Origin of the sequence: Actinoplanes sp. NPDC051859 (genome assembly GCF_044452725.1) — a bacterium.
Lineage (GTDB): Bacteria > Actinomycetota > Actinomycetes > Mycobacteriales > Micromonosporaceae > Actinoplanes.
In genome coordinates this window covers 1-21,764 of record NZ_JBITBX010000022.1, presented here as the reverse complement: position 1 = coordinate 21,764, position 21,764 = coordinate 1, and the positions used below count along the sequence as shown (strand labels likewise).

At 66.9% G+C, this 21,764-nt stretch carries 26 protein-coding genes and 1 pseudogene; 14 read left to right on the top strand and 13 right to left on the bottom strand.

Annotated elements, in window-relative coordinates:
* Positions 1–47: 47 nt before the first annotated feature.
* Positions 48–908 (bottom strand): isocitrate lyase/phosphoenolpyruvate mutase family protein, encoded by an 861-nt coding sequence (locus tag ACIA1L_RS31755; RefSeq protein ID WP_396076741.1) that lies wholly within the window; start codon positions 906–908, stop codon positions 48–50.
* 326 nt (positions 909–1,234) lie between these two features.
* Here ACIA1L_RS31755 and ACIA1L_RS31750 point away from each other — a divergent pair, with 326 nt between their 5' ends.
* Both ACIA1L_RS31750 and aqpZ read left to right on the top strand, forming a co-directional pair.
* Positions 1,235–2,803, top strand: a complete 1,569-nt coding sequence (locus tag ACIA1L_RS31750; protein ID WP_396076740.1) for an ATP-binding protein — start codon at positions 1,235–1,237, stop codon at positions 2,801–2,803.
* A 712-nt stretch (positions 2,804–3,515) separates the two neighbouring features.
* Entirely contained in the window at positions 3,516–4,376 is an 861-nt protein-coding gene (gene aqpZ, locus ACIA1L_RS31745) for an aquaporin Z (protein WP_396076739.1), read from the top strand.
* Positions 4,377–4,597: 221 nt separating this feature from the next.
* Here the strand turns inward: aqpZ and ACIA1L_RS31740 are convergent, their stop codons facing one another.
* From ACIA1L_RS31740 to ACIA1L_RS31715, 6 genes are all read right to left on the bottom strand, one after another.
* Positions 4,598–5,059 (bottom strand): SRPBCC family protein, encoded by a 462-nt coding sequence (locus ACIA1L_RS31740; RefSeq protein ID WP_396076738.1) that lies wholly within the window; start codon positions 5,057–5,059, stop codon positions 4,598–4,600.
* A 185-nt stretch (positions 5,060–5,244) separates the two neighbouring features.
* Positions 5,245–5,424 carry an antitoxin gene (locus ACIA1L_RS31735; protein ID WP_396076737.1) on the bottom strand — a complete coding sequence of 60 codons (180 nt, stop codon included), beginning with the start codon at positions 5,422–5,424 and terminating at the stop codon, positions 5,245–5,247.
* A 62-nt stretch (positions 5,425–5,486) separates the two neighbouring features.
* On the bottom strand, positions 5,487–6,551 hold the full coding sequence (locus tag ACIA1L_RS31730) for a YihY/virulence factor BrkB family protein (RefSeq protein ID WP_396076736.1): 1,065 nt from the start codon (positions 6,549–6,551) through the stop codon (positions 5,487–5,489).
* Between the two features lie 103 nt (positions 6,552–6,654).
* Positions 6,655–7,269: a DUF3618 domain-containing protein gene (locus ACIA1L_RS31725; protein WP_396076735.1), complete on the bottom strand. Its 615-nt coding sequence runs from the start codon at positions 7,267–7,269 to the stop codon at positions 6,655–6,657.
* Positions 7,245–7,661, bottom strand: coding sequence for a phage holin family protein (locus ACIA1L_RS31720; protein WP_396076734.1), 417 nt, complete (start codon positions 7,659–7,661; stop codon positions 7,245–7,247). The genes ACIA1L_RS31725 and ACIA1L_RS31720 overlap by 25 nt, the downstream gene beginning before the upstream one ends.
* Positions 7,658–8,395, bottom strand: coding sequence for a hypothetical protein (locus tag ACIA1L_RS31715; RefSeq protein ID WP_396076733.1), 738 nt, complete (start codon positions 8,393–8,395; stop codon positions 7,658–7,660). Before ACIA1L_RS31715 ends, ACIA1L_RS31720 begins: the two co-directional genes overlap by 4 nt.
* A 310-nt stretch (positions 8,396–8,705) precedes the next feature.
* Here ACIA1L_RS31715 and ACIA1L_RS31710 point away from each other — a divergent pair, with 310 nt between their 5' ends.
* The 8 genes from ACIA1L_RS31710 to ACIA1L_RS31675 all read left to right on the top strand — a co-directional run bounded on the left by ACIA1L_RS31710 (position 8,706) and on the right by ACIA1L_RS31675 (position 12,950).
* On the top strand, positions 8,706–9,473 hold the full coding sequence (locus tag ACIA1L_RS31710) for a TetR/AcrR family transcriptional regulator (RefSeq protein WP_396076732.1): 768 nt from the start codon (positions 8,706–8,708) through the stop codon (positions 9,471–9,473).
* A 187-nt stretch (positions 9,474–9,660) separates the two neighbouring features.
* Positions 9,661–10,056 carry a PRC-barrel domain-containing protein gene (locus tag ACIA1L_RS31705; protein ID WP_396076730.1) on the top strand — a complete coding sequence of 132 codons (396 nt, stop codon included), beginning with the start codon at positions 9,661–9,663 and terminating at the stop codon, positions 10,054–10,056.
* Positions 10,057–10,069: 13 nt separating this feature from the next.
* Positions 10,070–10,435, top strand: coding sequence for a YsnF/AvaK domain-containing protein (locus ACIA1L_RS31700; protein ID WP_396076729.1), 366 nt, complete (start codon positions 10,070–10,072; stop codon positions 10,433–10,435).
* A gap of 94 nt (positions 10,436–10,529) precedes the next feature.
* A complete protein-coding gene (locus ACIA1L_RS31695; RefSeq protein ID WP_396076728.1) occupies positions 10,530–11,027 on the top strand; it encodes a YsnF/AvaK domain-containing protein in 498 nt (165 codons plus the stop codon).
* Positions 11,028–11,185: 158 nt separating this feature from the next.
* Positions 11,186–11,578 carry a DUF3618 domain-containing protein gene (locus tag ACIA1L_RS31690; protein WP_396076727.1) on the top strand — a complete coding sequence of 131 codons (393 nt, stop codon included), beginning with the start codon at positions 11,186–11,188 and terminating at the stop codon, positions 11,576–11,578.
* 335 nt (positions 11,579–11,913) lie between these two features.
* Positions 11,914–12,324: a phage holin family protein gene (locus ACIA1L_RS31685; RefSeq protein ID WP_396076725.1), complete on the top strand. Its 411-nt coding sequence runs from the start codon at positions 11,914–11,916 to the stop codon at positions 12,322–12,324.
* On the top strand, positions 12,324–12,668 hold the full coding sequence (locus tag ACIA1L_RS31680; protein ID WP_396076724.1) for a DUF3618 domain-containing protein: 345 nt from the start codon (positions 12,324–12,326) through the stop codon (positions 12,666–12,668). Before ACIA1L_RS31685 ends, ACIA1L_RS31680 begins: the two co-directional genes overlap by 1 nt.
* A 9-nt stretch (positions 12,669–12,677) precedes the next feature.
* Positions 12,678–12,950 carry a DUF4235 domain-containing protein gene (locus ACIA1L_RS31675; RefSeq protein ID WP_396076723.1) on the top strand — a complete coding sequence of 91 codons (273 nt, stop codon included), beginning with the start codon at positions 12,678–12,680 and terminating at the stop codon, positions 12,948–12,950.
* A 684-nt stretch (positions 12,951–13,634) separates the two neighbouring features.
* On the opposite strand, the pseudogene ACIA1L_RS31670 reads toward ACIA1L_RS31675, so the two are convergent.
* Positions 13,635–14,838 (bottom strand): annotated as a pseudogene (locus ACIA1L_RS31670) (IS110 family transposase).
* A 356-nt stretch (positions 14,839–15,194) separates the two neighbouring features.
* On the opposite strand from ACIA1L_RS31670, the gene ACIA1L_RS31665 reads away from it, so the two are divergent.
* Complete coding sequence (locus tag ACIA1L_RS31665) at positions 15,195–16,223, top strand: IS110 family transposase (protein WP_396076722.1); 1,029 nt, start codon at positions 15,195–15,197, stop codon at positions 16,221–16,223.
* 163 nt (positions 16,224–16,386) lie between these two features.
* On the opposite strand, the gene ACIA1L_RS31660 is transcribed toward ACIA1L_RS31665, so the two are convergent.
* Complete coding sequence (locus ACIA1L_RS31660; protein ID WP_396076721.1) at positions 16,387–16,716, bottom strand: STAS domain-containing protein; 330 nt, start codon at positions 16,714–16,716, stop codon at positions 16,387–16,389.
* 305 nt (positions 16,717–17,021) lie between these two features.
* On the opposite strand from ACIA1L_RS31660, the gene ACIA1L_RS31655 reads away from it, so the two are divergent.
* Both ACIA1L_RS31655 and ACIA1L_RS31650 read left to right on the top strand, forming a co-directional pair.
* Positions 17,022–17,225: a cold-shock protein gene (locus ACIA1L_RS31655; RefSeq protein WP_396076720.1), complete on the top strand. Its 204-nt coding sequence runs from the start codon at positions 17,022–17,024 to the stop codon at positions 17,223–17,225.
* Positions 17,226–17,591: 366 nt separating this feature from the next.
* On the top strand, positions 17,592–18,026 hold the full coding sequence (locus ACIA1L_RS31650) for an ATP-binding protein (protein WP_396076719.1): 435 nt from the start codon (positions 17,592–17,594) through the stop codon (positions 18,024–18,026).
* A 503-nt stretch (positions 18,027–18,529) separates the two neighbouring features.
* Here ACIA1L_RS31650 and ACIA1L_RS31645 read toward each other — a convergent pair.
* The 3 genes from ACIA1L_RS31645 to ACIA1L_RS31635 form a co-directional block, all read right to left on the bottom strand.
* A complete protein-coding gene (locus tag ACIA1L_RS31645; protein ID WP_396076717.1) occupies positions 18,530–19,033 on the bottom strand; it encodes a hypothetical protein in 504 nt (167 codons plus the stop codon).
* A gap of 567 nt (positions 19,034–19,600) precedes the next feature.
* Entirely contained in the window at positions 19,601–19,930 is a 330-nt protein-coding gene (locus ACIA1L_RS31640) for an STAS domain-containing protein (RefSeq protein ID WP_396076774.1), read from the bottom strand.
* A 272-nt stretch (positions 19,931–20,202) separates the two neighbouring features.
* Entirely contained in the window at positions 20,203–20,538 is a 336-nt protein-coding gene (locus ACIA1L_RS31635; protein WP_396076716.1) for an STAS domain-containing protein, read from the bottom strand.
* Positions 20,539–20,903: 365 nt separating this feature from the next.
* Between ACIA1L_RS31635 and ACIA1L_RS31630 the strand changes: the two genes are divergently transcribed.
* Positions 20,904–21,398, top strand: coding sequence for an ATP-binding protein (locus tag ACIA1L_RS31630; RefSeq protein ID WP_396076715.1), 495 nt, complete (start codon positions 20,904–20,906; stop codon positions 21,396–21,398).
* 108 nt (positions 21,399–21,506) lie between these two features.
* Here ACIA1L_RS31630 and ACIA1L_RS31625 read toward each other — a convergent pair.
* A partial coding sequence (locus tag ACIA1L_RS31625; protein WP_396076714.1) for an STAS domain-containing protein occupies positions 21,507–21,764 on the bottom strand: 258 nt, incomplete at its 5' end.

Sequence of the window (21,764 nt, the reverse complement as noted above, 5' to 3'; positions counted from 1 at the left end):
GATTTGAGGGGTGCAATCTCGTCAGGAGTGTGCCCCGGATGGTCGATCTAGCTCCCATTTCCGGCGGCGGCATCCCTCATGGCATTGAGGTCCGCGTAACTGACTGCATTGTCGAGCGCACGGTAGGTGCCTGACGTCAGTAGTTCGCGGGTGGCTTGCTCGACGAGGCCGTATGCCGCTTGGGCGAGCGCCGTGCCGACGCTGACCCGGCGGACTTCGGCCGTCGCCAGTTCGCCGATGGTGGGGCCTGTCGGTCCTGCCATCGCGTTGACAGGTAGGGGTGACGCCGCGGTGAGCGCGCTGAGTGTGGCGAGATCTGATAGGCCCGGCACGAACAGGCAGTCAGCGCCGGCCTCGGCATATGCCCTCGCGCGGATCAGGACTTCGTCGAAGCGGCGCGCGGGTGCGATGGCGTTCAGCAGATAGACATCTGTCCGAGCGTTGATCATGAGTTGTGGCAGTCCCGCGGCAGTCGCCGCATGCTGGGCAGCTTGCAGCCGGCGTGTTTGTTCGCCCGGAGGCCGCAATGTTCCAAGCCCGGCATGCGAGTCTTCGATGTTGATCCCTACCGCGCCGGCTTCGATAGTGGCCCGGACGGTGGCCGCGACGTCTTCGGGCGTGCTCCCGTATCCGCCTTCTGTGTCTGCGGTGACCGGCACGTCAACGGCCGCGCAGATGCGGTGTACTGCTGCCATCATTTGCTGACGGGTCAGGGTTTCTCCGTCCGGCACGCCCAGTGACCAGGCCATCCCGCCGCTGGTAGTGGCGACAGCCGCAGCGCCGGCGCGGGCGATCAGAGACGCGCTTGCCTCATCCCAGGCGTTCGGCAGCACCAACAGAGGCTGTTCATGCAAGGCGCGAAACACACGTGCACTTCCGATGTTCGATGCGTCAATGACGGCGTCCATCCTCGACTGGGGAGATTGCCGACGACGCTGTGATCGGGAACTAAGCCCTCACCGGCACCTGCAAGCCCGATAAGCGTTGAAGCTCGGCCGGTCACTGTGTCGTCGATCTGCAAAAGCTTCCCCGGCGGCGAAGGGGCTGGCTGGCGGTTCTCGGTCCTCACCGTGCCGCAGGTACTAGCGGCATACCCGCGTCCCCAGATCGAGATCGCCGGGAGGCTTACGGACGGCGTCCTCACTACTACATCCTCAAAGCGCGCTGGTCGTTCTGGCCGAGTGGCGTGCGGTCAGAGCGTAGGGTGGTTTATACGTGACGTGAGGGGGCTGTGGTGGGTAGGCAGACCTTGCAGGCCGTGCTGGACTGTCTGGACACGGCGGTGCTCGGCTGCGACACGGCAGGTAGGCCGGTGTTATTCAACCAGGCCGCTCGAGAACTTTTCGGCCCTCTGCTTGACGGCGTCCCCATCGAATTGTGGCTGCGGGAGCTGCAGGTCACCGACCTGCACGGTCGGCCGCTGCGCACGGATGATCTGTCTCTGTTGCGGGCTCGTGACGGTGAACGTGTCCGCGGTACCGAGGTGATCCTCACCGTTGCCGGCGGCACGCCTCGCTCCTTCCGAGTACATGGAGATCCCGTCGACGACGATGGCACGGTGGCGGCCGTCGTCGCTCTGCACGAGACCACCGACCAACGGCGTACGGAGCGGTTCAAGGACTGCGAGTTGCAACTGTCCGAGCTGTTGTCCAACCCTGAACCCGCCGACACTGTCACCGCGAACGCGGTCGATCTCATCGGCGCCATGCTGGACTGGGCGGCCGTCGAGTTCTGGACCCTCGACCCCGTAGGGCAGGTGCTGCGCCGCGGTTCCTGCTGGGCGAGACAGGGCCACCGGCTGCCCTGCGAGCTACCTGATCAACTCGTGGAAGGTCAGGGTTTGCCTGGTAGGGCGTGGCGCAGTTGCGCACCCGAATGGTCGAAGGACCTGCAGGCCGACGCCGACGGTGCCCGGCAGGCCAGCGACTGGGGATCGCTACGAGGCGCATTGGCCGTGCCGATTCCCAGCGGCGCGGCGACCCTCGGCGTGCTCGTCTGCTTCAGCGACCATCACGAAGTGCCCGACGACACCCGTACCGCCGTGATGACCGGCATCGCCGCGCACCTCGGCGAATTCCTGGAACGCCGCCGCGCTGAGCAGCTCACCGCCGAACTGGACCGCACCCGCGATGAGTACATCGCCCTGGTAGGCCATGAACTACGCACCCCGCTGACCAGCGTCCAGGCTTACACCGAGATGATGCGCTCCGCACCGGACCTGACACCAGGCGAACGTGAACAGATGCTCGACGTGATGCAGCGCAACACCGACCGCCTGCACACCCTGATCGCCAAACTTCTCGACGTCGCCGGCACCCGTTCCGGCCAGATCGCCCTACACACCGACGCCGTCGATCTGGCCGCGCTCGCCCAGCACGCCGCTGATCATGCCGGTGCCGCCGCCTCCGGCATCACCGTGGCTGTCAACAGCCCCTCCGAGGCCGTCATCATCGGCGACCAGCACCGGCTACGCGCCGTCCTCGACGAACTGTTATCTAACGCAGTGACCTGGGCGCCCGCGCACAGCACCGTCGGGGTGAGCATCAACGCCGACGCGCACACCACCGTCCTGGCCGTGACCAACACCGGCCCCCGCATACCCGCCGATGAGCGAGAGCACATCTTCGACCTGTTCAGCCGCACCGACCACGCCCGGGAACACGGCATCCCCGGCGCCGGTCTCGGACTCACCTTCGCCCGCGCCGTCGTCGAACGCCACGGCGGCACTCTCGTCGTCAGCGAGCCCGACGAAGCCGCCACCACCTTCACCATCCGACTCCCCACCCGCCACCCCGCCGCCTGAGACTCGTGCGGCAACCTCCGCCCCAGCTGAGCGGGCGGCATTGTCGCCGCGGTCAAACGGCCGAAAGCGACGCGACAGTCGCCGGGTTCCCGCGACGCGTAGCGCGACCACCAACCGTCGAGGAATCAGCAGGTAGCGGGGTACCCCCGCTACCTGTCACCCGACCCGACAGGTTCGTCTAGCTCGGGCTTGCCGGACGGCCGGGCAAGCTGACCGGCACCGACCACACATGCGTGAGTGCCCCGGGACGCGTCAGTGAACGCACAAAGAAGTGCGTCACGCCCCAAGGTTACCGTTGTGCAGCAGCCGTTCAGCGAGCTCCTGCGGGCGCCGAGCGTCGCGAAAGCGTTCGTATCGTTGCTGAACAGCCTGTTGATTTTATGGTCCGACACCACGGGTCGCCACGGGCCCGATCCGGCGACATAGATGTCGGGATGCGGTTGAACGGACCCAGGGCGGTGCCGGCGCCCAGCACCGTGATGGATGCGGATGACGCTTCCCAGGGTTCGCCGCTGTCGGGCTCCCAGCGCAGGCGCCCCTTGGCTAAAGACAACCTTCCGTACAGTGGCGCATCGAGTTGCCCTTCGCCCGGACGGGCCGGCCGGGAAGTCGCAGGGGCCGGGACGAACCGTCACGACCGTGGCGGGTCATGAACCCCTTGTTCTGTCGCTCAGAAGAGCTAACGCGGGGGAACCGTCCTGTGCAGTGAGGTATGCGTTGTGATCATGATCAGGAGGGGAGGTGCGGTTACGCGGTCTCCCGTGTGCTCGGAGGAAGCCGGATCATGCCCAACGTTTGGCAGCGCATCACCGCGGAGATTGCTGGCACCTTCGGCCTGGTTTTGTTCGGCTGCGGGACTGCGGTCCTGACCGCGGACCACCTCAGTGCTGACGGTCGGCAACTCGGCGTCGGGTTTCTCGGTGTAGCTATGGCGTTTGGCGTCACCGTCATGGTTCTGGTGTATGCGCTTGGTCCCGTCTCGGGAGGTCATTTCAACCCTGCGGTGACCCTCGGGCTCACTCTCGCGGGCCGCTTCCCTCTGCGTCACTTGTCCGTATACGTCGCCGCTCAGGTGGCAGGGGCCGTCGGAGCGGCTGGGGTGCTGTATGTGATCGCTTCCGGAACGGCTGGCTTCGACGCGGTCGGTTCCGGCTTCGCCAGCAACGGTTATGGCGAGCGTTCACCCGGCGGCTATACGATGGGCGCGGCGTTTCTCACCGAAACCATCATGACCATGATCTTCGTGCTGGTGGTTCTCGCGGTAACCGGCCGCGGCGACGCCCCGGCCATCGGCGCACCGGCGATCGGGCTCTGCCTGATGATCATTCACCTGGTCAGCATCCCGGTCACGAACACCTCCGTGAACCCGGCACGTTCCCTCGGCCCCGCACTGTTCGCCGGCACCCCAGCGATGGGCCAGCTCTGGCTGTTCCTACTCGCACCCGCGTTGGGTGCCGCCATCGCCGGCGCCGCTTATCCCCTGCTGTCGCATCATCGGCGCCCTGCACGCTCAGCAGCCCGCGATCAACAGATGGTCCCGTCGCCGGCTTTGTCCGCCGCAACCGCTGAGTAGCAGCGTGGAGCCGCGGTCAGTCAGACGGCGTTGTCGCCGCTCATGTTAGAAGACGTGCAACCCGTGCCGGTCGTGTGACAGCGGACTCTCGCGGTGAGGCACAAGCTTTGTTTTCGGCCGCGGGAACGTCAGCCGCGACATGCAAAAGGGGCTCTGACCTGTACAGGTCAGAGCCCCTTTCCAGAATGCCTCGTGCCGGTGGCCGGCGCGGCGACGGTGGCTTACGGCGTGGGTCGTGGGACCGCGCCGCGCCACGCGCCGGTCTCGTAGCCTTCGTTCTCGATGAACTCCTTGAACCGGTGCAGGTCGCCCTTCACCCGGCGGTCCAGCACGCCGAGCTTGTCGCCGACAGTCTCGAGCACACCGTCGGGGTCGAAATCCATCTGGACCGTGACGCGGGTGAGATTTTCGTCCAGCCGGTGGAAGGTGACTACCCCGGACTGGTCACTACCACTGGTCGACGTCCACGCCACCCGCTCATCGGGCAGCTGCTCGGTGATCTGCGCGTCGAACTCCCGCTCCACACCGCCGATCTTGGTCTTCCAGTGTGTCATCCTGTCGGAGGTCTGCCGGATCTCCAGCACGCCTTCCATGAAGTGCGGGAATTCTTCGAACTGCGTCCACTGGTTGTAGACGGTGCGGATCGGCACCGCGACGTCCACGGACTCGGTGACGTTGCTCATCGCTGACTCCCTGCTGACAGTGGGCTCTGGATGGACTTACCGTGCCCCGCAACCGCTTCACGCAATCCCGACGCATCCATGACTTTGAACACCCTTGCCGCACGCGGTGGCAACCCTGCCGACTCACCATCAACGACAGCGACCGCTCGCCGAAGTTCTCGGCGAGCGGTCGCATGGCGTGACGCTTACTGCTGGGTGTCGCCGTTGCCGGTGCGTTCCTGGGCGGCGTCGACGCCCTTGTCGATCTGGTCGGAGTATTTGTCGCCGGTGCGCTGGTCGATCTGTTCGCCGGCTTTCTGGATGCCTTGGTCGACCTGTTCGTCGTGCTGGTCGGCGAACTCTTTGGCCTTGTCCATGAATCCCATGTCGCGTACTCCTTCGTTCGCAGTTGTCCTTGACCGGCCCAGGGGCGGGCAGGCCACTGTCGTCAGTTGGTGCTGAGGCCTTGCTCGCTGCCCTTCTTGAGCTTGCGGTCGTCGCGGAGTTCGAGGAAGGGTTCGTCGGTGGGGTCGTGGCCGGCGGCGATAGCGCGGCCGCGTTCGAGTTCGGCGTCGAGTTCGGCGCCGAGCAGGATGGCGATGTTGGTGATCCACATCCAGACAAGGAAGGCGATGACACCTGCGAGGGTGCCGTAGGTCTTGTTGTAGCTGGCGAAGTTCGCGAGGTAGAACGCGAATGCCGCGGACGCGAGGACCCAGAGGATCACGGCGAACAGCCCGCCGGGGCTGACCCAGCGGAACCCACCGGTTTTGGCGTTGGGTGAGGCCCAGTACAGGATGGCGAACATCAGGCTGACCAGCACGAGCAGGACCGGCCACTTGGCGATGTTCCAGGTTGTGACGGCTGCGGCGCCTAGGCCGATCTTGTCACCGACTACTTCGGCGAGTTCGCCGGTGAAGATGACGATGGCGGCGGAGGCGACCAGCATGACGCCGACGACGGCGGTGACCCCGACCCGGATCGGCAGGGTCTTCCAGATCGGCCGGCCTTCGGGAACGTCATAGATGGCGTTGGAGGCGCGCATGAACGCCGCGATGTAGCCGGACGCGGACCAGAACGCGGCGACGACACCGAGAACAGCGGCGAACCCGGCGGTGCCGGGGTCCTGGACCTGGGTGAGGACGGTGCCGACCAGTTCCTGCAACTGCTGGTTCGGGGCGAGTTCCTGGACCGCGTCCTGGACGTTCTGCTTGCTGTTGCTGCTCAGCATGCCGAGCAGCGACACCAGGACCAGCACGCCGGGGAAGATCGACAGGACGCCGTAGTAGGTGAGGGCGGCGGCCCAGTCGGAGACGTTGTCCTGCGAGAACTGCTGGAATGTGCGCTTCAGCGCCGCGAACAGCCCTTTGCCCTTGAGCTGGGTGGGGCTGTCCGGCCCGGCGTCGGGTCCGGGTGCGTCCAGGTTGACTGGCTTGTCCTCGCCGGTTTTCGAGGTGGCGGCGGTGTCGAGGTCGTAACCGGCGCCGCGGTCGGGTTTACGGTGCGTGCTCATGACGGGGTCCTCCGGGCGCGGTGACGATGCCTGCGAATCGGTGGGATGGCGACCGACCTTGTGCCGGCCCCGCAGAGGGGGGGCCGGCACATGTGCGGGTCGTTCAGGAGGTGTGCTGCGCGGCCTGCTTGGTCTGGTCCTTGACGTCCTGCGCCGAGGACTGCGCCTGGTCTTTCGTGGTCTGCGCGGCGTCCTGCGCGGTCTGCTTGACCTCGCTGACGGCGTGCTGCACGGTGCCGGACAGGTCGTCCTTCATCTCGGCGGCCATGTCCTTGACCGCGTCGGTGAACTCGCCGGTGTTGTCCTTGAGCTGCTGCCCGGCCCGGCGTTCCACGTCGGTGACCGGAATCAGGGTGGCGGCGAGCATCCCGACGCCGAACGCGATGATCCCCGCGGCCAGGGGGTTGCCCTGGGTTTGCGCGGCGACGGCCTGTGGGGCGTTGCGGACGGCGTCGGCGGCGTCGTGTGCCTTTTCGCTCGCGACGTCGCCGAACTGCGATGCCTTGTCCTGCACGGTGCTGACCGCCGACGACGTGGTGTCGGCCGCTGCGTGTCGGGCGTGGTCGGTGCTGCCCATGACCTTCTCCTTCATCGCAGTCCAGCGCCGCTGCGCGACCCGGGCCGGGCTGGTCTTCTCGGCCAGCAGGTCGACGTCGCGGGTCAGCGCGGCGCGGGTGTTTTCGATGTCGCGCTTCAGCCGGTCGGGTTCTTGAGCCATTGCGCGTCCTCCTTGAGCGTGGTGACGGTGCGGTGCGGCACCGGGTCGATGGTCTTGAGCTTCTTGCGGCCGGATACGAACAGCACCGCGCCGATCACGGCCCAGACGATGGCGACGATGAGTGCGGCCCAGCCGGCGTCGATGACATTGGCGAGGCCGAACACGGCGGCGAAGCTGAGCAGCACTACGGCGAGGTAGCCGGCGAATCCGGCGACGCCGAGCATCCCGGCGGCCTTGCCGGCCTTGGCCGCTTCCTGCTTCATCTCGGCCTTGGCCAGCTCGACTTCCTGGCGGAACAGCTGCGACAGGTCGTTGCTGATGTTGCCGATCAGGTCCCCGATGGACGTCTCGGCGACCTGATCGGACCGGTCGTTCTGGTACGGGGCGGTCACGGGCGGGGCCCCGCGTTCTGGTAGCCGTACGGGTCGTTGACCACAGCGGGCGTGCCGGTGCCGGTGGCCGCGTACTCGGTGCCGTGCTCGCTGGGGTGACCCGTCGTGGTCGAGGCAGGGGCGGGCGTGCCGGTGCCGGTGCTCAGCGGTGCGGCGACGGGAGCCGAAGTCGGGGGTGGCGTGACCGACGGCTGCGGCCGTGGGGAGGGAGCAGATCCGGTCCCGGCGTCGGGGTCAGCCTTGGCGACACCCTTACCGAGGCGGCCGACAACGAACCCGGCGGCCAGCGCGGTAGCCAAGAACGCTCCCGGACGGCGCCGGGCGAAGTCCTGCACCTCCCGCAACACTCCCTCCGGGCCGTTGCGGTCGAGGTAATCGGCGAGCTGCCGGCCCCCGTCGGCCACCCGCGACACGACAGCCGCGGCGGGGGAGTCCTGCCGGTCGCCGCGCATCTCGTCGAGGTGGTCGGCGGTCTGCCGGATCTGACCGACCAGCTTGTCGTTCTGCGTGCGGGCCTGCTCGGTAACCTTGTCACGCACGTCAGCCGCCACAGACTTGGCCTGAGCCTTGGCCTCCGCGCCGACGCGCTGGGCCTGCTCCACCGCCGTGTCCTTCACCTCGACGGCGGCCTGGGTCGCGGCTTCCTTGCTCTGCCCGGCCACCTGCGCGGCCTTCGAGGGTTCGTCCGAAGTGGTTGATCCCGGCGCGTATGCGCCGGTCGGGAACTCACTCACTATGCCTCCTACGGGAACAGGGGTCGAGCGCGGTTTTCCCCACCCCCGCGTTTACTTAACCCTTTTCCGAAGAACTTGCTTGCCATGCGGCAAAGAAGTCACGCCCCGGCGAGATCATTTATCGGGGCGGCAGGATGCATCCGTCCTGTTTATGTTCTAAACCCACTGCCGGGGCTCCCGCTCGCGCCGCACCACGTCCGCCTGCGACAGGCGCTGCCCGCCTCCTGCTGTTTGATCCTCCCGATCACCGGACGGGCATCTATGGCAGGCTTGCCCGATAGTGACCGTTCGCCCGGCTGGAGGAGGCGCGATGTCCGATCCTGACACTCCGCAGGCCCGCGGCAGCGCCGCGGCGCCGAACACTTCCGGTGAGGCGGGCAGCGCGCGGCGCGGCGGGCTGGACCAGCGGCGCATCCTGGACGCCGCGGTGCGATACATCGACGCACACGGCCTGCGGATGCTGACCATGCAACGCCTCGGCGCCTACCTCGGCGTTGACGGTATGGCCCTCTACCGGCATATACCCGGCCGGGAGGCTCTGCTCGACGGGGTGGTCGACACCGTCGTCGACGAACTGTTCGGCGACCCCGACGTCCACCTCGAAGCACACGCCGGGTGGGTCGACTACCTGCAACGCCTCGCCCACGGCCTGCGCCGCATCGCCCTCGCCCACCCCGAAGTGTTCCCGCTCGTGGCGACCCGCCCACCGGCCGCACCCTGGGTGCGGCCGCCGCTGCGCAGCCTGCGCTGGATCGAGTCACTGCTGGAAGTGATGACCCAGTCCGGGTTCTCCGACGAGAACGCCGCCGCCGTCTACCGGGCGTTCAGCAGCTTCCTGCTCGGCCACCTGCTGCTCGAGGTCTCCGCCCACGGCGTCGAGACCGGCCCCGTCGAGGAACCCGATGTGTCCCCGATCGAAGACTTGAGCAGCTACCCGATCCTGGAACGCCTGGAGCCGCACCTGTCGATCGACGTCGCCGCCCAAGACTTCGAAGAGGCCCTGGAAGTGCTCCTTGATCGGGTCGCGCTGCTATTGCCCCGCCGTCGTCGACCGCCACGGCTGACCACGCAGGAGTGACGTCCTCCACCCGCAGAGTGACCTGAATTCCGCGGTCGGGAGATCACCCGGGCCGATTCTGTTTATGTCCTAAACCGTGGGGCACCTTCCGCAGCAGCACAGATACCAGCGCATTGCCGTCCCCGCAGCAATGCGCTCGTATCCGAACGTCTTACGGCTGCGAATCCCCCATCGGAAGGACCCTGCCATGATTACTCGCGAGAACATCGACCGCATCGACGGCCTCGACGTGTACGGCGTCGACGGCTCCAAGATCGGCTCGGCGGGACAGGTGTACCTCGACGCGCAGACCGGCGACCCCGAGTGGGTGACCGTCAAGACCGGACTGTTCGGCATGAAGGAAACCTTCGTCCCGTTGCAGCGAGCCACCCTCGAGCAGGACCGGGTCACCCTGGCCGTCGACGAGGACACCATCAAGGACGCCCCCAAGATCGATCCCGACGGTGCGTTGAGCCACGAGGAAGAGAACGAGCTCTACAACCTACTACGCGACGTACACCACCGGCCAGCACGCCGCCGACTCGGCGTACGGCGACCACGCCACCGGTACTCACGGAACCAGCGAGACCACCTCGAGGCGTGACAGCGGCGACGCGATGACGCGTTCGGAGGAGCGCCTGGTCACGGACACCCGGACCGAGCATGCCGGGACGGCGCGGCTGCGCAAGTACGTGGTCACCGAGCAGCAGCAGGTCACCGTGCCGGTCAGCCGCGAGGAAGTACGGGTGGAGCGCGAGCCGATCACCGACGCCAACCGCGACGCCGCGCTGGCCGGGCCGGAGATCAGCGAGGCCGAGCACGAGGTAACCCTGCGCGCGGAACGCCCGGTGTTGGACACCGAGACAGTTCCGGTCGAGCGCGTCTGCCTGAGCAAGGAGACCGTACGCGACGAGGAAACCGTCCACGGTGAGGTCCGCAAGGAGCAGATCGAGTTCGACGGACCCGACGACCGCCGCCGCTGAGCCGCATCTGACGCTGAGGCACCTCGTCGGACACGAGGTGCCTCAGCGCGGAACATCGTGCAGAACTGGCGCCCACTACCGCTCAGGAGCGATCATGGACACCGAACGCACCCAGCCCCTGCCGCCACCGATACCCGCGGCCAGTGACGAATGGGGGGATCGGGGCGAGGGCTCGCCGGACGATGCGATGACCCGTTCGGAGGAGCGGCTGGTCGCCGGCACCCAGGTCTACGAGACCGGACGGGCGCGACTACGCAAGTATGTGGTCACCGAAGAAGTACAGATCACCGTCCAGGTACGCCGCGAAGAACTGCGCATCGAGCGCGAACCCATCCCGGAGCACCAGCGCGGCACCGTCGAGGACCCCGACGTCTTCGGCCTGCCCGGCGAGTTCGACGGCCCGGACGGCGGCGCCATCTTCGAGGTCACTTTGCACGAGGAACGACCGGTGGTGACCACCGAGATCGTCCCGGTCGAACGGGTCCGGCTCACCAAACTCGTCCAACACGACCAGCACGTCATCACCGGACAGGTCCGCAAGGAACGCATCAACGCCGACCTTCCCCGCCAGCATCCGGAAACGTTGGAGTAGTCCCCGGGCGGACGCTGCACAGTCGGACCCGAAGGCGTGAGTGAACGGCAGGTCACGTTAACGCCGATCACCGACGGGGCATGCCGTGCGCTACCCCCGTCAGCAGAGTGCACATGCCAGCCGCCGACATCGGCGTGCCAGCGAAGAGGAGGAACACCATGGCCATCGACCCCGCCGCCGACCGGATGACGAGCTCGCACACCGTGCCCGGAGCGCCCGAAGACATCCGCGCCGACATCGAGAACACCCGCGCGGACCTCGCCGACACCGTCACCGCCCTCACCGGCAAGGTCAACCCCCGCACCCGCCTGCGCGGCGCCCTGTCGAACATGAAGACCAAAGCCGCGGCCGGCACATCCCGAGTCCAGCAGGCCACACCGCAGCAGGTACGCCGGGCCCGGCAAGCCGTCCAGAGCCGCCCGGTACCGGTGGCCGCCGCAACCGCCCTGACCGCAGCAGGGACAGTGGCTGCGGTCCTCATCAGCCGCCGCCGAGCCGCGAAAGCCCGCGCGGCCCGCAACCGCTGGCTTCCCGGCTTTCTGCACCGCTGAAATACGTCCGAGCTGCTCGTGCCTGCACTCACGAGGGTGTTCTTGAGCCTCGATGACGCGGGTGTCAACGTTTCAAACCTCGCGCCGCTGCACGACGACGGTCCGATATCGAGGATAGGACGCCCGACACCGGGGTAGGACGCGAACGGCTGCAACCGCTGCTGGTCGAAGCACCGAAGTGTCTGCCGGTCAGCGCTGGAAAATGTCGCCTTCGCCCATGGGAATCCCGGACTCAGCCGCCACCAACGATGACACCGCGGACTGAGCTGGGGCCCATCACGTTCCGGATCGCCGGGCCAGCAGTGCCCTTCAATATCGCAAGGAGCTTAAGCATCATGTCGGAACGACCGACTGACGGGGCGTCCACGTCCGACCTGGTCAGCCAAGCCGCCGCCCAGATCTCGACGCTGGTACGTGACGAGTTGCAGCTGGCCAAGCTGGAACTGGCCGAGAAGGGTAAGCGGGCCGGGATCGGCGGCGGCCTGTTCGGCGGGGCCGCCGTCCTCGGCCTCTACGGGCTCGGCCTATTCCTCGCGCTAGCAGTGGTGCTGCTGGACCTGATCTGGCCGCTGTGGCTGGCCCTGCTCGTCGTGTTAGCGGTGGTGATCGTTGCCGCCGCCGCCGCGGCATTGGTCGGTAAGCAGAAGTTGAAGGCCGCTGTACCGCCCGTACCGACCGATGCCGTCGCCAGCACGCAGGCCGACGTGCGCGCGGTCAAGAATGCCGTACAGCAAGGACACTCCTGATGACCAGGACATCCCCACAGCGGCGCCTACGCGCCGACATCGCCCAGACCCGCGCCGAGTTGGGCGTCACAGTGCAACAACTCGCCGCCCTGACTGACGTGACGACCCGCGCCACGCGCGCCGTCGCGGACACGGCCGGCCGGGAGCGGCATAAGCTGGTCGCGGTGAAGGACCCAGCGGTGCACGCCGCCGCTGGCACCATCGCGGATAAGGCGCCGTTTGCCAGAAGGCGGCTCGCAGCCTCGGAGGCGCCAGCCCCGATCCGCCGGCTACTGCCGCTGATTGCTCTCGCGGCGGTAGCCGCCGCGACGACTACCGTCACCCTCGCCGTGCTCAACCCGTAGGAGACGTTTATGAGCAATACCGCCTTGAAGATCGCGTACAAGCCGGTCGGGCTGCTTCTTGGCGCCGGCGCTGGACTCGTCTCCGGACTGATCTTCAAACAGGTCTGGAAGGTCGCCGGTCACGACGACGACGCACCGAACGCCACCGACCAGGACCGCGGCTGGCCGGAAGTCCTGCTCGCCGCGACACTCCAGGGCGCGATCTTCGCCGTGGTGAAAGCGGCGGTCGACCGGGCTGGCGCTGTCGGCGTGCAGAAGGCGACCGGCCGATGGCCGGACTGACAGACCCGCGATCAATGAAACGAAGACTGAAAGGAACGTGAAGGTGTTCAAGTTCGCCACCGGGCTAGCCGTAGGTTATGTCCTGGGTAGCCGTGCCGGCCGTGACAAGTACGAACAGATCGTCGCTGCCGCGCGTCAAGCGCAGACCCATCCCGCCGCGACACGGATCCAGCAGAAGGCCAAAGCTTTGCTCGGCGTTTCGGAGAACACGCCTGGGACCAGTGCCGTCCCCACCCCCGCAGCGGCGATCACCGCGCCGTCGACCGCGACCGCTGCACCCAGCGTCCGGTCGCCGCGGCCCCAGCCCAAAGGGCCTGAGAGCGCTCGCACCACTAAGCAGAGGGTTACCGGTCAGCAATAGATGCGGTTCAACGCGCCTGATGCTTATAGACGACAGTGGGGTTCGCCCGGGTTGTCAGCACGCGCCCACGGCGGCATCAGCGGCGGCGGAAATGCGACTCACTCAGTCGTAGAGGCCCCCTCACGATCATGCGGTGCCGGGGAGAGCTTCGATTCCCGGTTTGAGTACTTCGCTCGCGGATACAGTGAGCGGTAGGTGCCGACTGGGTTCGTGCGGTATGAGTCCCCGAGTTCAGTCGCTGCGTACGGAGGCCCCTTCTCCCCGCGAAGGGGCCTCCGTACGGCGTCAGCTAGCACGAGTGGGGGGTGTCCCTATGGGTTTCGTCAAGCGGCGAGGGCGTGTTCGGTCGGTCGGGTTTGGTAGGGCTTTCGGTCGCGGAGCATGGCGAACAGGACGTCGGTGCGGCGGCGGGCGAGGCAGATGAGGGCGGCGTTGTGGCGTTTCCCGGTGGCGCGTTTGCGGTCGTAGTAGGCCCGTGAGGGTGGGTGCGCGAGAGACGCGAACGCGGCGAGGAAGAACGCGCGTTTCAGCTGCTTGTTGCCGCCGCGTGGTGGGTGCTCGCCGCGGATCGACGTTCCCGATCGGCGGGTGACCGGTGCGAGTCCGGCGTATGCGGCGAGGTGGCCTGGGGTGGCGAACGTGCTGCCGTCGCCGACTTCGAGCAGGATGCGGGCGGCGGTCCTGACTCCGATGCCGGGCATCGAGGTCAGGACCTCGGCAAGAGGGTGTGCATCAAGCATCCCCTCGACCTCGGCAGCCACTTGATCGCGTTGCCGCAGCACGTCGCGCAGGCTGTCGGCCAGCCGGGGAAGGATCGTCTCCGCCGCGGCGGTCCCGGGGACGGTGACGGTCTGCTCGTCCAGGGCGGTCATGACCTGCTCGATCAGGCGTTCACCCATGCGCGGAGCGTGCTTGCCTGCGATCGATACCAGCTTGCGGCGGCCGGCCTTGCGCAGCCCGGACGGGCCGCCGCAGCGTGTCAGCAGCTCGAGGACGGCCTTGTGCTGGACCTTCGGCCCGAGGACACGTTCGAGGGCGGGATGGATCTGGGTGAGCAGCCCGCGAATGCGGTTGGCGACGCGGGTGGCTTCACCGGCGAGGTCGTCGTCGTAACCGACCAGGACTTCCAGCTCGGCGAGGGTGTCGTCGCCGGTATCGACGCGGCGCAGGGTGTGCGGCAGGGTCCGGGCAGCGTCCGCGATGACATAGGCGTCGCGGGCGTCAGTCTTAGCGTTGCCGGGGTGCAGGTCAGCGATCCGGCGCATCGCCAAACCGGGCAGGTAGGCGACCTGATGCCCGCAGGCGCGGGCGACCGCCACCGGCAACGCGCCGATCGACGCGGGTTGGTCGACCACAACCAGCTACCGTGCCGTGGCGGACGAGCTTGTCGAACACCTGCCGCAGCTTGGCCTCGGTGTTGACCAGCGCGGCGTCGTGCAGCCGCTTGCCATCCGGTGCCAACGCGACGGCGTGATGCCCTTGCTTACCGACGTCGAGGCCGAGGAACACCTGGTAATCGCCGTGCACATCGCCTCCCCGCGACGCCACCTGTCCACTCGATCGCCAGTCCGGCGTCGACTGTCGGCAGCCACGTTACGAGGAGACCTACCCCGACATGCCAGGCGGTCGTGTCCCTGACTTGTTGAATCTTGGTGAGCGCGAAGGGTCTGCAGCCCTTAGCGTTCAGGGCGTCGGCTGGCGCGGGTCCGCGTGTCCCTTGCCGCCCGAGACCGGGTTGGCTCCCTGATAGCGTGCCAAGCTGGCCGGCGCCCGGCCGTGCGTGTGGCTCGACAGAGGCATGCGATCCGTTCTTCAAGTCAGGGTGCCCACCACGGTGATCGTCCCCTTCGTCGGCCCGTGGAAAGCGTCCCTCACCTGTGATCGTGATCGGTATCGACCCCCACAAGTCCTCCCTGACCGCCGTCGCGGTCGACTCCACCGGCCAGCAACTCGCTGTCAGACGACTTGTCGTCAACGCCGGAACCCTCACCCAGCTCACCAAATGGGCCAGCCGATGGCCGCAGCACCGCTTCGCCGTCGAAGGAGCCAAAGGACTTGGCCGCGGCATCGCCCAGCAACTGGCCGTGACCGGGGCCGCCGTGGTCGACGTCCCAGCATCTCTCGCGGCCCGTGCCCGCCTCCTGGCCACCGGCGGCGGCAGCAAGACCGACACCGCCGACGCCGCCAGCGTCGCCAGAGTCGCCCTGCATCACCAGCGCCTGCAACCGGTCACCGCCGAGGATCAAAGCACGATCCTACGGCTGCTCAGCGAACACCGCGACGACCTGACCCACGAACGCACCAGCGTGATCAACCGCCTCCATGCCCTCCTGCGCGACCTCATCCCCGGCGGCGCCGCGATCCGCATGACCGCTGACAAAGCCGCCGCCCTCCTGCGAACGGTGCGACCCGCAACAGCCACCGACGCCTGCCGTCGCGACCTCGCTCGACAACTCCTGGCTACCCTGCGACGTCTGGACACCCAGCTCAAGAGCAACGAGACCGAACTCGGACAAGCACTCACCGCAGCCGGGAGCACGCTGACCGAGATGCCCGGCGTCGGCCCGGTCATGGCCGCAAAGATCCTCGGCCACGTCGGTGACATCGATCGGTTCCCGAACGCCGACCACTTCGCCAGCTATACCGGCACCGCACCGATCGAAGCCTCCAGCGGCCCGAAGCAACGCCACCGACTGAACACCCGCGGCAACCGCCAGCTCAACATGGCTTTGCACATCATCGCCATGGTCCAAGCCCACCGCCCCGGCCTCGGAGGCACCTACTACCAGCGCAAACTCACCGAAGGAAAGTCCCCGGCCGAAGCCCGCCGAGCACTCAAACGCCGCCTCGCCAACATCATCTACCGGCACATCAACCGAGACCATCAACGAACCACCCACGCCGCTACTTGACAGACAGAGGCGCTATCAGCGGTCCGTCGACGCCACCCGACCCGGCGACAACACCCCCCGGATCATCCACGCGACAGGGGCGGTAAGTCATACCGGACCAGGCAACCGAGCAGTCCCCGGCTGGGGACCTGAAAAAGGTAACGGGCAAGTCCATCCCTACCGTTCAGCCCAGGGGGCGGGGCACCAGCGAGATCGGGAGCTGAGGTACCTCTACCCTGCCCGGGGAGTCGCACAGTACGGCCTGGACTCCGTACTCGCGTAGTTGCGCGGTCAGGAATGCGCAGGCGTTGATCAGTATGACCGGGGTGCCGGACTGGGCGCCGACGTGGTGGCTGGCGAGCAGGGCGGCGATGCCCGCACCGTCTAGGACGCTGACGTCGTCGACATCGAGAAGGATGCGGCGTGGCTTCCACCGTGTCATGGCGGCGCGCACGGCCCCGGCAATCTGGTCTGGGTTCTGGTAGGCCACGACCCCGGCCACGGTGATGATCACGCAGTCATCAGGTGCTAACTCGGCGTGGAGATGGTGAGACACCCGTCGACCTTGACACAAGATCACGATCCGGTCCATACGAGGGAATCGGTAGTCACTCTTGCGTCCTTGCGGCCACCTCTGACTTTGCGAGGGAAACGGTTCGGGCGGCCGAGGTGGACGACGCAAGATTTTGGACGATCCAGGAACCAGCGGCTGGAGGTTGCCAACTGGGAAGCGTCGGTTACTGCCGTACGGGATGGGTAGAAGATCGTCGCGGGAGTGCGGTCCGCGCAGTGCGGCCTACCGGCCCGCGAGGAGTGGAAATGACAACAGGCATTGTGAAGTGGTTCAACGCCGACAAGGGTTTCGGCTTCATCACCCCAGACGACGGCGGCGCCGACGTCTTCGCGCATTTCTCGGCGATCGCGTCGAGCGGCTACCGCAGCCTCGACGAGAACCAGAAGGTGGAGTTCGACATCACCCAGGGTCAGAAGGGTCCGCAGGCGTCGAACATTCGACCACTTTGACCCCCGTCCAACCGTGAACGGCGGCCCGTCTGGTTCAGCGGGCCGCCGTTCATTCTGGGTCTTCCACACTTGTCATTGTGGCGGCGCGCTAACGGCCAGCCCCGACTGAGGAGTAGTGGCGGGCTATAGCCCACCCCGGATCGCCGGTCTTTCGACTCCCAAGCTTTTCGGCGGTATGTGGAGCTGACGAGAAGTAAGAACGCGGTGCTGGAACGGGTCAAACGCGGACGCTGGGCACCCGACTTCGGGTGGTGGTCTGAGCCCAAGCTAGGCGAGGTCGCGCTTCTACCTCACCGGGGGCTTGCCGGTGGCGACCGCTAATGCGTAGCCGTGCATGAACGTCGAGCGGGTGGGCATCTTCGCCGTGTGGACCTGTCCCGTACTTCTCTACCGCCGCGAGCCACCGAGCTGCGGGTATGGGTGCTACGCGCTGGCACCGAACTGAAGGATCTTCGCACTGCGATCAGGCAGGAATTGGCCGCGCAGTCTCCCGTCCCGGCCTGGTCGACGCTGGAGGTCGTCGACAACATGGTGCTGGTCGCCACTGAGCTGGCCACCAACGCGATCAAACACGGCCTGCCACCGACCACGGTGCGACTGCTGCATACCGCCAATCTTTTCGTCCTTGACGTGGCCGACGACGACCTCAGCACGATGCCGGAACTCGCCACCGGCCGCCCGGCGGATGCCGGCGGTCACGGTCTGAAACTGGCCGGAGCATTCGCGACCGAGATCGGCTGGTACCTGGCCCAACGCACGAAGCACATCTGGGCGACCTTCCCACGGAACACACCCAGCTGACGGGCGGCTCCCGGTTCTGCGGGTCGCGACATCGGACAACGACTCTGCTTTCGCGGGCTGTCTCGTACCTGAGCTTCCCTCGCTTTGATGGGCCGTGGTCGGCTACGAGTCGCTGATGGCCGTGGAGTACGGACTGCAACATCTCAACCCCGGTAAGACACGTGCTCGGCTGTTCGACCTGAGCACCGATACCCACGTCGGCGTGCGGCTGCGGCCGAAAGTGCCATCCGAGCTGCAAGCCGACGAGCTAACCGACGCCGCCTACGCCGGTGCTACCCGTCATGACCGGGCCCGCGTCGTATGCACGAGGGCCTGCGTAGGCCAGCTCGCCGTTGGCGACGATCGCTGCGAACAGGTCATGACTAGCACTCCGACCCAGGCTAGTCGGGCCTGGCTGGATGGCGCAGAGTGCGGTGGCGGCAAACACCGCGGTGCTTCTACCCCCGCGAGCTGCGGAGTTGGGTGTATTTACCTCAGCTGGCCCGGCAGTCGGCATCGCCGATTCAGTAGATGCCGAGGTTTTTGGTCTGCAACCTGGCGGGCACCTCAACATCGAGTAGCAGAGACCAGTTCCGCCTGGCGTCCTGGGCGCGCACTCGGATGGAGGCTGTCGACGCTGCGGGGTCCTTCACGCGCTCGACCATCCAGCGCACGGTGTCGCCGACCTTCATACCGCCCGGCGCGACCGTTCGCCCGGGTGGGCCTTCTATCTCGGTGTAGACCTGCGCCCACGCTGTCGTGATCGGGAACCGCGCGCCCTTGTCAACCCCGTCAATGCCCTGTCGGAACATGAGGCCCCCGGCGAGCAGGTCGACATCGACGCGGTCGCGGATGTCGATGGGGCCTTCCAATCGCAGCGCCAGGCGATGCCAGCCGCCCATGTCTTCGAACTCTGCGGTGAACGCCGGCCGGTCCTGGTGCAAGCCGCTGCGGTATTCCGCCGCTTTCGCACGCCGCACCGCCACCCACGACAAACTCACCGCGATGGCGGAGATGACCAGCGCCATCCAGCTCGGCACGTTTCCCCACTCCACGATCTCCGCCTCTCGACCATCGCCGATCTCTGCCGAAAGACCAACGATCTGAGCGTGTCAGGGGCAGTGCGCGCTAGTCGAAACTCAAACAAGAGCACGGGGGAGCCTCTCCGGCGGCACGCAATTCTCCGCCGGCGTCTGGGCCGTCACTGCTTGTCGCAAGAAGCGGGCTGAACCCGCCCGGACGGCGAGGGCTCCCCGGGATGCGCGGCCCGACCTTCCTTACGCGACGCGTGGAAGCTCGGACCGCTCCCGGCGATACAGCGGGCCGTGTCCGTTCGCACGTCGTTGCGCAGCGGCGTTGATGAGAACACCACTGCGTGAACGATCATGAAGGACACCGCGCATACCCCTACGGACAACCTCCACAGTCACTGCGGCGACCACCCTTTGCCGCATCCCCTCCCGATCCCCAAGGATAGAGATACAAGGCTGCCACCCTCATCGTTGACCCCTCTCGTGCGGCGGTGTTCAATCGCAGGGGCGGAGGCACCGTGAGGTTCTCCTTCTCGCGTCGGCGAGGCAGGCAGTGGCGGGTCGTCAGTCCGGCGGGAGATCGCCGCGCAGGAACTCCAGCACACCGGCCATTGTGAGGATCTTCTCGACCTGCCCTCCTGCACCATCAACCGTGTACTCGACATCGGTTGCCTGGGCGGCGTGGTAACCGGTGATCAGCGCACCGATGATGGTCGAGTCGAGGAACGTAACCTCGCTCAGGTCGATGTGCAGCAGATCGACTCCGTCCTGCTGAGTAAGCTCGGTCATCAGGGCGCGCAGGTCGTCGGCCTGAGCGAGGTCGAGTTCACCTCGCAAGGCGATGATGCGTGTGCGGCCTTCATGCCGGACGGCATACCACTGATCAGCCTGAATGATCGTCTCCCTCCCGCGCGGCCGTTACCGCCTAACTGTGTCCAGATGCCCGCCAACCGCGCAAGCCGGGACACCGTGAGTGAGCCGCCGTCACTAATTCTCCTGGGCGCGATTTCGCCTTCCCCAGTGCTCGGTCCAACTCACCCAGCCCCATGGCCTCAACCGGTACGGCGTCTCGCGTGGACCCAGGCAGGACCCGCTGATGTGCAAGAAAAGTGAAGGCGCGAGACAGCGGGTCAGCTGGTCGACGCGCACCGAAAGGTTGGCGCCGTTCAGAGGCTGAGCGCCTGCAGGTCCCAGCCCAGACCGAGGGTGTCCATGACTCGCCGGACCCTACCCGCCGGGCGCACGATGGTCAGCGCCGCCGGGCAGCGCCGGTGCACGGACAGCAGTTCCCGCACCGCCGCGCAGGAGAAGAACGTGATCCCGGCGAGGTCCACCGAGATCCGTTCCGGATGCTCGGCGCACACCCGGTCGAGGACGGCAGTCAGCTCCGGCGCGGAAGCAAGATCGAGGTCCCCGGTCACCTCGACCACCGCAGCCCCTGCCTGCTCCCACCGGACCGCCGCCGTCATGCCGGCAACGTTCTGCTCAAACCAGGAATGCATAGCGCCTCACGTTATCGGTAACGCCAGCTGCGCACACCGATCGTCAGGCCAACGGATTACCTTTGACCAGCGGCATATTCCTATCCGAACAGACCCTGGGACCACGGTCGTTCCGCGACGGATCTCCAGCGACTTGGCAGGTTCAGGTTTGGACGGCGCGACCGGCGGCAACCAGACGCGAACTGATGCCGACCGGACTCGCGCGGCTGAGATCCCCGAGCCTGGTTGCCGCGCTCGAAGGCTCCTTCTCGCCCCGGCGGAAGGTGCCTTCGAGCCGTCAACCTCCAGAACAGACTGGCTCCCGTCTGTGTTTGGCCCAGCGAGTAGGGGTCATACGTGCAATGTGACGACTTCCAAGACCGGCGATGAACGCTGACGGCCCCGCGCCCGGCGACCGGGGCCAGGACGTGCGGTGGAATCAGTCGTTCACGGCAGACGACCTCGCCGCCCTACGGCAGGCGCTGCGCCACCACGCCGGGCGGGCGGGGCTGAACGACGACGCACTCGATGACCTGTGCATGGCAGCCCACGAACTGATCACCAACGCGCTGCGCCACGGCGGCGGGTACGGCGAGGTCGAACTACGCCGCGACGCCGACACCATCGTCTGCCAGGTCATCGACCAAGGACCCGGCTTCACCGCATCCCCCGATGACCTGCAGCGACCGCCCGCGCACGTCGCCGGGGGCCGCGGGCTGTGGCTCGCCCGCCAGCTCACCCACCACCTCACACTCGAACACCGATCTAACGGCGTCACGGCCTCCGTCGCGATGCACCTGACCAATAGTCACAGCGCGCCCGCAGCCTCTGCCACATGCCCTCCCCACTGCACGCGCCGAGAGCCTCGCAGAGATATCTAGCGCAGATATCGATCAATCGGGACCGTCACGCAAGTAACGGGGTCAACGACCGCCGCCGGACCGGCCCCGCGGTCGGGGAGGGTGCAGCTCTGACGCCGTTGCCGCGAGTCAGGTCGCTGAGGTGCGGGGATCGGTGGTGAACAGGGTGAGCATGCCCAGGGCGGCGAAGATGTCGTGCACGAGGCCGCGAGCGTTGGTCAGGCGCAGCGTGGTCCCTGCCTGATGAGCGGCCTTGTAGCCATCGATGATCGCGCCGATGGCGGTGGCATCGATGAAGTCGACCTTGTCCAGGTCGATGAGGATGCGGGTGGCTTCTCTGGCGTCGACGAGGTTGATCAGCACGTGCCGCAGCGTGCTGCTGGCGGT